We start from the raw sequence: 12,355 nt of genomic DNA, 5'->3' as shown, positions 1-12,355 counted from the left end.
GTTGATCGTGTTCTTCTTTGCTGCGGGGGAAAGGGCGGCCGTATATGGCCAAGACTAGCAAAGTGTTGCCGCCACTCAGGAGGATCGGATGTGCGGACTTCGTTCCCGGCATACCACTCTGGCGACGTTGGTAGGTTCGTTTTTCGTCAGCTTCTGTTTTGTCAATGTAGCAACGGTGGCGGCCGCCGACGGTTTCGGCAGCTTTTCGCTGCAGTCATCTAAATCCTATTCGTATCAGCGTGCTTCAGCCCCTGACGGGACGAGAGCGGAACGCTTCGAGCTGCGTTCAGGCGACTGTCCGGCTTCGACTGGGGACTGTCACAGGCAGCGTGAACGGGTTGAGAAATTTGAGACCATACCAGCTTCGCGCCAGGACCATGAATATTGGTATCATTTCTCGGTATTCATCCCAACGGATTGGCCCGCAAGCGGCTCGGTCAACACGAAGCTTGGTCAGTTCCACCAGTTCGGCAACGGCAAAGGCCCGGTTCTTTTCCAGATTCTAGATGGGCGATATATTTTTGAGCTTGGAAATCCTGCGGTAAGGCAGGCAAGTCCCATGCGTCCCTTGCCTCCCCTTCGCCAGATCGGGCTCACCTCGGCGAATGCCATGAAGGGGAGATGGACAAGCATCACTGTCAACGCAAACTGGTCCAGAACGCCTGCGGGCTTCATCAACGTGTGGGTGAACGGGGCCAAGAAGGTCGGACTGAAAGGCCCCAACGTTGACCGTGATTCACCGGTCTATTTCAAGTATGGCGTCTACCGGAGCCTGAAGGCCGCCGGGAAGGGAAATACCCCGCTCGTTGCCTGGTATACAGGCATCCGGCGCGGATCAACGCGCGGGTTGGTCGACGGCACTCAATAGGGCAGCCATGAAATGCACCCTTGCGACGGCGGGACCCCGTGACCGCGAGCTGGTCATCGCGGTCGCCCGGATTGATCGCCAAAATGGCGATAACGACCGCGACGAGGGATAATCATCGATGGATGCGGCGTCAAACCAGGGAGAGAACGATGAAGACGATCACAGTTTCGGGCTGCATGATGCTAGCCTTCGTATCTGGTGCGTATGCAGCGACCCTGACGGGTGAGCAATTGAAAAGCGAGTTGGTGGGCCACACGATCCATTGGAAGTCCAAGAGCGGATCGGGCATCACAATCTACAAAGAAGATGGGAAGATCGAAGCTACGGTCGACGGGGACAAGAACAGCTACACAGGTTCTTGGCGCATCAAGGGGAGCCAGATGTGCGAGAAGTTCGCCAAGGAAGCTTGCGCGACGATCAATTCGCTTGGAGGAAAAAGCTACTCCAAGAAGGGCGGCACACTCACGGTTGAATAGGACACCACAAATTCTCGAACTTATGGAGCAAATGCCGCGTTACATTATTGATGATGTTTGCGACGCCCGACGTTGCAATTTGATTCGAATCCCGTCATCTGAACGCCCTGCCGTCGTCCATCAATGCAACACGGCCCAAGCAGCCCAGGGCGCTCCGGCATGAGGTCGTAGAGCGCCCTCTCTTTTTCCAGGCGGCAGCTCTGCGACGAAGCAGCAATCGGTCATGTTTTTCAATCCAGATTTAAGATACACGCGTATATTGCGCTTGGGGACCGCAATATCCTTACCTTGAGGGGTCGACAATGTGCTGGAATACGTCGTCGGCATTCATGCCGGTCGGGCTCGCTCTGCGCGGTCCGGCAGCGCACAGGATCGTATGTACGCTCGGCGATGCGGCGCATATCCTGATCAAGGACTGGCCATCCGATGACGGCGAGGAATATGTCGCTGCCGTAAAAGCCTGCGTCGATGCAATCAGCGGGCAGATTGCTCCAGAAAAATTCCGGGAAGCGCTGTTGCGTGCGGCCGATGAGGCGGGAATCGCTGCCCTAACTGTCGTTCACCGATGACAATCAGCAGGGTCGCGGCGAGACAGCCGACTGACACGGCAGCGACGCAACACCATTGGATCATTGGTGGGCAACGCGATATCGATAGTGCGGCGCAGATCGTGGCCCTTTCGTCCTCCGCAGCTGGCCGGTGCCACGAACATACCGTATGGAATCGACCCGCCGCGGACGCCCATAGGATGATTGGCTACTTCAAAAACGGCGGGGTCTGACCTGCATTCCACAATTTCGCGACTCGCAAAAATACGGCTTGCATGCACAACACCTGTTCGGTGCTTGCAGTTGGAACGCCTTCACACTGCTTGACCGCATATAGGATAAGCTTGTGGTTCTCCTCCTTTGTCATCGGACGTGGAGGTTTTTGCTGCCGTGCCTCGACCTGATGCGGTGCGATGACGAGGAGCAACGCAGCAAACATGCCAGCGATTTTCATATTCACTTCCAATGGGTTTTGAGGGAACGACGCCCGCCAACCATCACATTTCAATCAAGCTTCATCATACCCCAGGTTGGATTGCCGTCGCGTTTCGCTCATGCATAAAATGCGAGCGATCCTGTGGAAGCGCGATTGAAACAACGGGGAGCACACGACGTATGGGACTATTCGACTTTCTAAAACGTAAGAGGATGCCAGCGACGATCGAAGATGCGATGGCCTCTCAGGCAGTGGATTTCGTCAATGCCTTCTCCAGCCCTAGAGCACCGATCGATGCATCGAAGCTCGACTATTCGGAGGACTCGTTGCACCTCGTTGACAAGGTGCTGCAGGACTTCCATCAAAGACAGGCGCAGTTGCCCGACGATCTGCACTTTCTTGCCTCTGCCTATGTTTTTGAAACCGCTCGGCGTCACTTTGGCGGACGTTATCTTCGCGGGGATCAGGATAATCCGTTCGTGTTGGTGATCGGCGAGCCCGATTTCCGCGTTGGCGTTTTGGTGATGGCGAAGGTCAAGGGCCGCGTTGCAAACGGTCTGGAAGACAGTATTCCATACTTTTATGCTGGTATCGCGCCCTTGGTAGACAGGCGGGCCAACGCGACGCTCGTGTAGTCGGCCGTCGGATTGGCGGAGCTTCTTGCCGGGCAACTTGAATTGAACACAATCCGACACTATTTGATGGTCATCGGCGTTGCTGGTGAGTGCTCCACGCGAGCGTTCGCGACTGCCGAAGTCGCTTATCTGCTTTTGACCACGGATGTACTGGCACTGGTATGAAGAGCGATGTTGGAAAGGTCGGTGCGATTTCGCCCCGGCCTTTTTTATTTGCCCGTTGGCCAGGGGCGGCGGGGCCGAAGCTTTGGCAGCTAATGCCGGGTGTCCAGAAGCGGTTGGTCGTCGTCGAAATTGCCATTGCTGACGGCGTCGTATGAGTTGAGGCTACGGCCTCCACCTCGGGTTCCGTATGCGGTCAACTGCACCATCACGGCCTTCGCTCTTTCGAGGGCTTCATCAGCGCTGACTGCGTGCTCGTCGGCGACCTTCACAGAGACGGCGTCGCCGTCATCTCCGATGAAATCGATCTTCCAACCGCCGGCGTCGTGCTCGATCCTCGTATCCGCCAGACGCATGTCATCCCGTCTTCTTGTTCTTGAGATCTGTTTCGACCGACTTGCGAAGTGCCTCCATGATGTTCACCACGTTCGAAGCAGGAGCGGCTTCCTCCTTCCTACCCTTGGCGGCCTTCTTCGGCTTGAGGAGCTTCTTCTTCTCCTCGATGAGCCGCAGCAGGCTTTCCTGGATCGGGTCGCTTACCATGTCCGGCGACCAGCGCGCGGTTTTCTGCTTGATGAGCTTCTGGACGAGCGGAATAAGATCCGGATCTGCTTTCTCGTCGATTTCCTCGAAGTAATTCTCCTCCGGTCGAACCTCGTCGCCGAAACGCAGCGTCCAGAGCACGATGCCTTCGCCGCGCGGTTCCAGGACCACCGCCCGCTCTCGGCGGCCCATCACGAGCTTCGACACGCCGAAAACCGTGTCGGCCTTCATCGCATCCCTGATCACCGCAAATGCCTCGTTGCCCACGGCGTCGTTCGGCATCAGGTAATGCGGCTTCTCAAGGTAGATCCACTCGATGCTGTCGGCCGGGACGAACTTGTCGATGTCGATCGTCTTCACTGTGTCGAGCGCGACGGCATCCAGATCGTCCTCGGTGAGGATAACGTAGTCGTTCTCCCCGCGAGCGTAGCCCTTGGCTTCGTTCTCGTCCTTGACGGGCTTGTGCCCGTGACGGAATCGATGTACCGGGAGACGACGCGGTTGCCCGTCTCCTTGTTGAGGGTATGGAAGCGAACCTTCTCGCTTTCGCTCGTGGCCGGGGTCATAGCCACGGGGCAGGTGACCAGGGAGAGTTTGAGATAGCCTTTCCAGTAATATTTCGGAGCCATGACCTATCCCCCTAGCTGGCCTTGCGCCGCGGAGCGGCCCCGGGAGAGGCTATCGGCCAGGCGAAATGGAGGTCGTTGCGATCAATGTGCAATCTCTACCGCATGGAGGATAAAGACTGGGTTCGCAAATGGGCAGTGGACGTCGAGAGCCTGATTAACCTGATGCCCGCCTATCAGATGAACCCCGACCAAGCTGGGCCAATCGTTCGCAATACGGCGGACGGTCGGAAGCAGCTTGCACATGCGAGGTGGGGGCTGCCTTCGCCGTTTTTCGTGATCAAGCAAGCGGTCGACGCCCGAGCAGAGAAGTTGCGGCAGAAGGGCAAGCCGGTCGATATGGATATGCTCATTCGGATGGAACCAAATAAGGGCACGACCAATGTCCGCAATCTCAATCTTGCACATTGGCAGCGCTGGTTTGGGGTCGAGAACCGTTGCATCGTGCCGGTGACAAGCTTTGCCGAGCCGGACCCTGCCAGCAAGGAAGAGGGTGGCAACACGCCGAACGCCTGGTTCGCCCGTGATGAAAGCAAGCCGCTGATGTTTTTTGCTGGCGTTTGGGTTCCGCAGTGGCAAAGCGTTCGGAAGGTCAAAGATGGCCTGACTACGGATGATCTCTACGGATTTTTGACGACCGATCCGAACGACGTCGTCAAACCGATTCACCCGAAGGCAATGCCGGTCCTCTTGCTGACGCATGAAGAGGTGGATGTATGGATGCGTGCACCCTGGGAGGAGGCGAAGGCGCTCGCCCGGCCGCTTCCGAACGACCAGATCGTGGTGACGTCGCGGGAGCCCTATGGTTCGACCATCGTGACCACGTCCGGGGAGCCGGTGTCCCAGCCAACCTTACTCTAAATGATGCTTGCGTCGAAATATGCGCGGGCTAGTACGATCCCTGCCATTGATCGAATAAACCTATTTGTTCGAGGATCGTAACACCGCGCCAAGCCAATTTCTGCGGTCGCGCTCAGTATTTCGCCGCCTCTCCGCCCGGGCGCGTTGGCTGATTGATATGGCGCAGCGGCCTAGCGGTTTCATTGATCTTCGAGGCCTCAGTCCTGATGCCCGGGCTGCATTTTGGATTGGCGTTGATCGCCCGAATAAAAAATCCCGTGAGTGGGATCAGGAGGCTGTTTTCAGTCCATCTATCGACGCGGTTCGCTCCACGAACGAAAGCGCCCGATGGTCTGTTCGATCCATCGGGCGGCCATTGGCGATGCCTGACGTAGCCGTCAGACGCTGAGGTGTTGGTCGAAGAACGACTGAAGCTTATCGAACGGAATCACATCCACCTTGTCGTAGAGATCGGTGTGGTTGGCCCCCGGGATAATCATCAATTCCTTAGGCTCCGCGGCTGCGGCATAGGCGGTTTCCGCAAAATACAGAGAGTGAGCCTTCTCGCCATGAATGAACAGGACCGGGCGCGGTGAGATTTCCGCGATGTAAGTCAGGATCGGCATGTTCATGAACGACAGTGGGGTGGTCTGCGTCCAGGCATTGCCGGAGTTGACAGCGCGCTTATGGTACCCGCGCGGCGTGCTGTAGTAGTCATGGTAGTCGACCAGGAACTGCGCTTCGCCACCCTTGAGCACATTGTAAGGCGGCTGATAGGCGGGGTTCCCTTTTTCGGCATCCGCCCAACGCTGGCGGCTCATCTGCTCCAGCGCTTGTGTGCGCTGTTCTAGAGTTACACTGTCGTTGTAGCCCTTGGACATGACGCGCGTCATGTCATACATGGTGCTGGCAACGACGGCCTTCACGCGTTTGTCCACGGCGACGGCGTTCAACGCCATGCCGCCCCAACCGCAAACACCGATCACGCCGATCCGCTCGCGATCCACTTCAGGGCGCAGACCAATGAAGTCTACTGTAGCACTGAAGTCCTCGGTGTTGATGTCAGGGGAAGCGACATTCCGCGGCTCGCCGCTGCTTTCCCCAGTATAGGATGGATCGAAGGCGATTGTGATGAAACCACGTTCCGCCATGGTCTGAGCGTATAGGCCTGAGGATTGTTCCTTCACCGCGCCAAACGGGCCGCCGACCACAATGGCCGGCAGAGTACCGGTGCCACGGTTTTTCGGCAGATAGAGATCGCCGACCAGGGTGATGCCATAGCGGTTCTGGAAGCTCACCTTCTCGTGGTCGACCTTACTGCTCTTCGGGAAGACCTTGTCCCATTCTGCATTTCCCTGTGCGAACGCGGGCGCGCCGGCGACCGATGCGACGCCAATCGCTGCGACCCCGACACCGGTCATCTTCAGCAAAGTGCGGCGTCCAGCGTCGGGTTCCTCATGATTGACGGTTTCGTTGGATGTGTTCATGTCGATCTCCAGTTGTTGTGGCTGCCTGACGGTGATGTAATGGACACCATGCCTTGCGATTAGGCCGGGCGTTTCGCTCGTTATTATGAGAAATTTTCATCAATGCGGCAGCGTGTCGTCGAAGCGAGCTTGGCTTGGCGCTGTTGCCTCACGAGAAGGGCCGCTGATGCGGCCCTACACTCAATCACAAGCTGGTCCAGCCGACTTCCCGATCATTCGTGATATGGAAGGTTTGATGAAAAGCCTACCTGTTGGGCCTCAATCATGAGGCAATAACGCTGCGTTATAGGTCAGTTAAGGTCGATGTAGCCGGGCAAGCTACAGCGAGGATATAGGTGGGAGGATCACAAAGTGGAACTTGGGTGAACAGCATGGAACGCACATCTTCGGTTGCCAGAGACCTGCGTGCGGTGGGACTGAGGCCGACCGAGCAACGCATTGCTTTGTTCAACCTCCTCTTTGCCGGCGGCCATCGCCATGTCACAGCCGAGGAGCTTCATGCGGAAGTGCTTGCGCATGGGATCAGTCTGTCGGTCGCTACGGTCTACAATGCCCTGAACGATTTCACCGTAGCCGGGCTGGTTCGAGTGCTCGCAGTCGAAGGCGCGCGCACCTTGTTCGACACCAACATTTCGGATCACCACCATTTTTATGTCGAGGGCGACGGCGAAATCCGGGACATAGATGCCAGCAGCATCTCGATAGCCAACATTCCCGAGCCGCCGGAAGGATTTGAGATAGCCAATATCGACGTTGTAATCCGGGTACGTCCGATTTCAGGCCGATGAGCATGTTCGGGACGATGGCTCATGTCGTCTTATACTCCTTGAGCTTGGAGCATGAACATTGACAGCGCGAGCCAATGTCCTCGTTACACTCGCGCCTAAAATGGCGGTCGTATTCGTGGGCTTCCTCATAGCCGGTATGGGGATAACCGTGCTTCCGATCCACGTCAGTAGTGACTTGGGCTTCGGCACGTTCGTGATCGGGCTGATAACTGGCAGCCAATTCTGTGCGTCCCTGATGACGAGATTGTGGGCCGGCGATTTTGCGGATCGTAAGGGGCCGAAAAAGGCGGTCATCTTGGGACTGTCCTTGGCTGCTGCCGCCGGCGCACTGTATCTCGCTTCCTTGATCACCATCAGTCAACCTGTCTTGTCTGCCGCGATCCTTGTCGCCGGGCGCGGTGTGCTTGGTGCCGGGGAGAGTCTTATCATCACCGGCTCAGTAGCTTGGGGCCTGGCCACCGTCGGATCACAGCACTCAGGGAAAGTGATTGCGTGGATCGGCACCGCAATGTTTGGAGCGCTCGCTGCAGGTGCCCCCATCGGAAGCGCCTTGTTTGCGATGCAAGGCTTTGCGGCGATCGCGACGGCGACAATCTTGTTGCCGCTGTTGATGGCTGCAATGATTGCACCGCTTGAGCCCGTGTCAGGCCGCTCTTCGCCCTCCGCATCCAGGCTTAGCGTCATCAGAGCAGTTTGGCTCCCCGGGCTCGGTTCTGCATTTGCAAGTCTCGGTTACGGAAGCATCCTTGCATTCTCCAGTCTGTTATTCGTTGACCGCCAGTGGGCAGACGGGTGGCTTGCCGTGACGTCTTTCGCGACGGCGTTGGTCGCAAGTCGTATCTTGCTTGGACATCTCCCCGACAGGCTTGGCGGTCCGTTTACCGCACTGGTGTTTGCCATCGTCGAAGCGATCGGTCTTGTGACGATGGGACTCGCCTCCCAGCCGATCGTCGCCCTGGCGGGAGCCGCCTTGGTAGGCTTCGGTTATTCCCTCGTTTTCCCGGGGTTTGGCATCGCAGTTGTCCGGGCCGCGCCCTCGCAAAGTCGCGGCATGGCCATGGGACTGTATTCAGCCTGTCTTGATGTCGCGCTTGCCTTCAGCGGGCCTGCGCTGGGGTTGGTTGGTGATGTCGCCGGGCTGCCGGCCATCTTCGTGACAACGGGTGGTCTCGTGTCGCTATCAACGTTCGTGGCACTGTTTATCATTAGGCGTGGTCAAGCCGGCAGCTGAGCCCAAAGGATGCCCTGCCTTTGACAGTTTCTATTGTTTGGTCTCGGCTAATACAGCCGAGGCAATACAACGCGGACGGAAAGAGAATCCCTGCGTGCGTTACCGCGCTCCCTTGCGAACTTCTTCTTCCATGTCCACGCCATTGAGCTTCCCGACCAGGTCGCTGAGCATCGGAACGAAGTCGTCGCCATGGCCAATCGCCTCGGCATGCGTGTAGTACTGGACCGCAGCAGACGCCATCACGCTGGTCACCTTGGAGTCGGCAGCCATGTTGTTGACGTAGCGAAGGTCTTTCGCCGCGTATGAGATCATGAACCTGTGGGCATCGCGGTCACGTTCGACGACGTATTTCATGAAGGTGCCGAAGAAGCCGCTGTCCATCCGGCTACCCGTGATGACATCACGTATCGCCTGTGGCGAGATGCCGATTTTTGCTCCGAGGACAACCGCTTCGGCATAGAGCGCACCATAGCTCATTCCGATGAAGTTCATCAGCAACTTCATCTTGTGGCCGTTCCCCACGGCACCTACCCGGATGATCCGACCGGCCCAGCATTCGATGACAGGCTTCACCCGCTCGAACACGTCGTCACCGCCTGCGACCATGGCGTCGAGAGTGCCTTCTTCGGCTTCCTTGGGCGTGCGGCCGAGCGAAGCGTCGATCAGGGTAGCGCCAGCCGTCTCAAGCTCCTGTGCCAGCAGCAAGGTGGATGAGGGGTCGGAGGTCGAAGTGTCGATTACGACCAGTCCAGGACGTGCGCCGGCAATGATACCGTCGCTAGCTTTGACGACCTTTTCAACCTGACCCGAGTTCTGCAGGCATATGTGAATGATGTCGCACTTCTCGGCCATGTCCTTGGGGCTGGCAGCGCTCCTAGCGCCGATCTCCAGAAGCGTGGGCATCGGGCGTTGATCAAGGAACCAAAGCTCATAGCCCTTGATGCGAATATTCTTCGCCATCCCGTGTCCCATCATGCCAACGCCGATAAAGCCGATGACTGGTTTGTTGCTCATGGAAATCTCCTCTCCGAATTTCGCTGTCAGTCTTTGAATGATGCAAGCCAGGCGAGATCGGGCACCGTCCCGTTGGCCGGAAGGTATTCGGCACCGATCGGCCGCGCCCAACCGAGTTCGCGAACGCGGCGCAGCGCGAACGAGTAGTCAAGCTCGCCATGGTCGGGGCTTCCACGATCGGGCACGGAGGCAATCTGCACATGGCCGATCACGGGCAGGTTCGCCTCGAAACGGCGCGTGACGTCACCACCCATGATCTGGACGTGATAGAAGTCGAACATCATTTTAAGGTTCGGTCGCGCTGCCTCGCGGATGATGTCTGCTGCCTGCTCGACCGTGCTGAGAAAGTACCCCGGTGCATTGTAGTGGTTGAGGGGTTCGATCAAGATCGTGATGTTCGATCCCGCTTTCTCACAGGCGTATGCGAGGTTCTCGATGAACGCTGAACGCGCGCGGGGGCCGCTCGAATTTCCGGCCATAACATGGATTGCGCCAGCTGAAATCTCGGTCGCGTACTGAACGGCCTGGTCGATTGCGGCGCGCGCTTCCTCTTCGCGCCCAGGAAGGGCGGACAATCCGTTTTCACCAACTGAAACACTGCCGCGCGAGGTGTTCAAACCGAGCATCTTGAGCCCGGTCTGCTCCAAGGCCGCTTTGACGTCCGAGGCAAAAGCCGCATACGGCCAATGGCACTCCACCGCATCGAAGCCTGCATCCTTAGCAGCCCTGATAGCATCGGGCAGCGGACGATCATTCCAGAGGAAGCCCAGGTTCGCGGAGAATTTCATGCTTCCCACTCCACATTGAATGTTGTCACGACATCGAGAATCACTTCCGCCTTGAGCTGGCGGGGGCGGCATCCGCAGGTCAGCATCGCGAGCCGCGCTGTGGCCTCCAGCTCCTCGATCGCATTGCAGGCCGCCTCCACGTCTTTCCCGGCGACGACCGGCCCATGATTGGCAAGCATCACGGCAGTACGCTTTCCCGCCAGCCCGCGGACGGCTTCACCCATCGCCCGGTCGGAAGAAGGGCAGCAGTTTGACGCGGCCGAGCTGCATGATCGCGTATGGCGTGAGAGGCGGGAGAAAGTTGTCCTCGTTCACATCCGGCATCATCGACCAGGCGACTGCCTGGCAGGAGTGCAGGTGAACAACAGCGCCCGCTTGGCTTCGGGTGTCGTAGAATGCGGAGTGGAGAGGCATTTCCTTCGTGGGTTTGTCGCCTTCAACATGCCGGCCGTCGCTATCGAAGCGGCTTAGGCGCGACGGATCGAGGCGGCCGAAACTTGTCCCCGTCGGAGATACCAACAGACCGCCGTCCGAGATGCGCGCCGATATGTTGCCCGTCGATCCGTGCGTAAGCCCTCGGTCGAAAAGTGACTTTGCAAGATCGCAGATTTGTTCGCGTAGGCGAGCTTCTTCCGTCATTGATCGAGAACCTCCAAGGCCCTCGAGAAGAATTCCTCGCTACCAAAGTTACCGGACTTGAGAGTGACCGCGATCCTGGCTTTCTGCGACGTCGCGAAACACCACGGAACGCCAGGTGCGATCTCAGCCCCGATGTTGAGGCGGCTCACGCTCAAAGCCTTGATCACCGAGCCAGAGGTTTCACCACCCGCAACAACAAACCTGCGGTAGCCGTTATTTCGAGCTTCTTCCGCACATACCGCCAAGGTTTGCTCAATCAGAGAGCCGGCACGATCTACGCCCAATCGTTCTTGCGCAACGCGGACCGAGTCGGGTGCCGCGGTTGCGTAGATCAGGGGGGTGACGGATGAATCCTGCGCAGCCAACCAGTTGAGCACCTTTGCATTGCCGGTCTCGGCAATCTCCAGGGGATCGAGTCTGAAGCTGGGTCCGCCCTTCGATAAGAACTCGGCGACTTGGCGGTTGGTCATCGCAGAGCAGCTGCCGGACAGCACAATAGCGGGACCGGGATCGAACGAGCGGGAACCGGATGCCGCCGATCTCTCGATCCGACCTTGTTTTGCCCACAGCTCGGGCAGGGGCATTGCCACGGCGCTGCCTCCCGTCAGCAGAACCATGTCCTGGCAAGCTTCCGCGATGATATAGAGGTCATCGTTGGCGACCGCGTCGACAACGACGTGGGCAACGCCCTGCGAGGCAAGCCTCGACAGACGGTCCGCTAGGAACGCAGCACCTTTGGCCACAGACAGGCGGTTTGCCAACCCGACGGGCTTCGTGACCTGAGGCCCAAGGAGGCGGGCCAGATTGGAGTCCCGCATCGGGGTGAGGGGATGATCCTTCATCGGGCTTTCGGAAAGAGGCTGCTCACCCACGAACAAATTTCCCATGAAGATGGCGCGGCCGTTCTCCGGAAATGCGGGGCAATAGATGGTCTGGCTGACGCCGAGCGACTCCATGAGGGCCTCGGCCACGGGACCGATGTTGCCCTTAGCTGTTGAGTCGAACGTAGAACAATACTTCCAGAAGAAGCGCTGCGCACCAGCGTCCTTCAGCCATTGGAGAGCTGCCTGTGTCTCTTGCACCGCTTCATCGACGGGGCTGGTCCGGCACTTGAGGGCGATGATCTCCAGGGGCGCGGTGTTCTGCGGCGGTTCGGCCGGCACACCAATCCTAAGGGAGACCGGAACGCCCGATCGGGCAAGCAACCCAGCCAGATCGGTCGCGCCGGTGAAGTCATCGGCGATTGCGCCAAAGAATGTTGCCATATTGTCTGT

Annotated in this window: 13 protein-coding genes and 2 pseudogenes; 7 read left to right on the top strand and 8 right to left on the bottom strand. The window is 58.2% G+C overall.

The window, feature by feature from the left end; genetic code table 11:
• The first annotated feature begins 88 nt into the window (after positions 1-88).
• The 3 genes from CUJ84_RS16860 (at position 89) to CUJ84_RS16850 (ending at position 1,913) form a co-directional block, all read left to right on the top strand.
• Positions 89-868: a heparin lyase I family protein gene (locus CUJ84_RS16860; protein ID WP_105007050.1), complete on the top strand. Its 780-nt coding sequence runs from the start codon at positions 89-91 to the stop codon at positions 866-868.
• A gap of 149 nt (positions 869-1,017) precedes the next feature.
• Positions 1,018-1,344 (top strand): hypothetical protein, encoded by a 327-nt coding sequence (locus CUJ84_RS16855; RefSeq protein ID WP_105007049.1) that lies wholly within the window; start codon positions 1,018-1,020, stop codon positions 1,342-1,344.
• Positions 1,345-1,646: 302 nt separating this feature from the next.
• On the top strand, positions 1,647-1,913 hold the full coding sequence (locus CUJ84_RS16850; protein WP_105007048.1) for a DUF982 domain-containing protein: 267 nt from the start codon (positions 1,647-1,649) through the stop codon (positions 1,911-1,913).
• A gap of 187 nt (positions 1,914-2,100) precedes the next feature.
• Here CUJ84_RS16850 and CUJ84_RS16845 read toward each other — a convergent pair whose 3' ends face one another.
• Complete coding sequence (locus CUJ84_RS16845) at positions 2,101-2,346, bottom strand: hypothetical protein (protein ID WP_105007047.1); 246 nt, start codon at positions 2,344-2,346, stop codon at positions 2,101-2,103.
• A 161-nt stretch (positions 2,347-2,507) separates the two neighbouring features.
• Here CUJ84_RS16845 and CUJ84_RS16840 point away from each other — a divergent pair, with 161 nt between their 5' ends.
• Positions 2,508-2,963 (top strand): hypothetical protein, encoded by a 456-nt coding sequence (locus CUJ84_RS16840; RefSeq protein ID WP_158686945.1) that lies wholly within the window; start codon positions 2,508-2,510, stop codon positions 2,961-2,963.
• Between the two features lie 254 nt (positions 2,964-3,217).
• Here the strand turns inward: CUJ84_RS16840 and CUJ84_RS16835 are convergent, their stop codons facing one another.
• A complete protein-coding gene (locus tag CUJ84_RS16835; protein WP_105007045.1) occupies positions 3,218-3,481 on the bottom strand; it encodes a hypothetical protein in 264 nt (87 codons plus the stop codon).
• 1 nt (position 3,482) lies between these two features.
• A pseudogene (locus CUJ84_RS16830) lies at positions 3,483-4,297 on the bottom strand (Ku protein).
• A gap of 84 nt (positions 4,298-4,381) precedes the next feature.
• Here CUJ84_RS16830 and CUJ84_RS16825 point away from each other — a divergent pair.
• Complete coding sequence (locus CUJ84_RS16825) at positions 4,382-5,155, top strand: SOS response-associated peptidase (RefSeq protein ID WP_105007044.1); 774 nt, start codon at positions 4,382-4,384, stop codon at positions 5,153-5,155.
• Positions 5,156-5,532: 377 nt separating this feature from the next.
• On the opposite strand, the gene CUJ84_RS16820 is transcribed toward CUJ84_RS16825, so the two are convergent.
• A complete protein-coding gene (locus CUJ84_RS16820) occupies positions 5,533-6,621 on the bottom strand; it encodes an alpha/beta hydrolase (RefSeq protein WP_105007043.1) in 1,089 nt (362 codons plus the stop codon).
• Positions 6,622-6,992: 371 nt separating this feature from the next.
• Between CUJ84_RS16820 and irrA the strand changes: the two genes are divergently transcribed.
• The gene (irrA, locus tag CUJ84_RS16815) at positions 6,993-7,409 is read left to right on the top strand and encodes an iron response transcriptional regulator IrrA (RefSeq protein ID WP_199788825.1); all 417 of its coding nucleotides are present in this window, start codon (positions 6,993-6,995) and stop codon (positions 7,407-7,409) included.
• A gap of 58 nt (positions 7,410-7,467) precedes the next feature.
• A complete protein-coding gene (locus CUJ84_RS16810) occupies positions 7,468-8,640 on the top strand; it encodes an MFS transporter (protein WP_105007041.1) in 1,173 nt (390 codons plus the stop codon).
• Positions 8,641-8,739: 99 nt separating this feature from the next.
• Here CUJ84_RS16810 and CUJ84_RS16805 read toward each other — a convergent pair whose 3' ends face one another.
• The 4 genes and pseudogenes from CUJ84_RS16805 to otnK form a co-directional block, all read right to left on the bottom strand.
• Positions 8,740-9,654: an NAD(P)-dependent oxidoreductase gene (locus tag CUJ84_RS16805; protein WP_105007040.1), complete on the bottom strand. Its 915-nt coding sequence runs from the start codon at positions 9,652-9,654 to the stop codon at positions 8,740-8,742.
• Between the two features lie 26 nt (positions 9,655-9,680).
• The gene (locus CUJ84_RS16800) at positions 9,681-10,442 is read right to left on the bottom strand and encodes a hydroxypyruvate isomerase family protein (protein ID WP_199788719.1); all 762 of its coding nucleotides are present in this window, start codon (positions 10,440-10,442) and stop codon (positions 9,681-9,683) included.
• Positions 10,439-11,081 (bottom strand): annotated as a pseudogene (locus CUJ84_RS16795) (aldolase). Before CUJ84_RS16795 ends, CUJ84_RS16800 begins: the two are co-directional and overlap by 4 nt.
• Positions 11,078-12,346 carry a 3-oxo-tetronate kinase gene (gene otnK / locus CUJ84_RS16790; protein WP_105007038.1) on the bottom strand — a complete coding sequence of 423 codons (1,269 nt, stop codon included), beginning with the start codon at positions 12,344-12,346 and terminating at the stop codon, positions 11,078-11,080. The pseudogene CUJ84_RS16795 and the gene otnK overlap by 4 nt, the downstream one beginning before the upstream one ends.
• Between the last annotated feature and the right edge of the window lie 9 nt (positions 12,347-12,355).

Origin of the sequence: Rhizobium leguminosarum (assembly GCF_002953715.1) — a bacterium.
Classification (GTDB): domain Bacteria; phylum Pseudomonadota; class Alphaproteobacteria; order Rhizobiales; family Rhizobiaceae; genus Rhizobium; species Rhizobium leguminosarum_V.
Note: the sequence above shows the minus strand (reverse complement) of the source record. Positions and strands in the feature narration are given on the sequence as shown.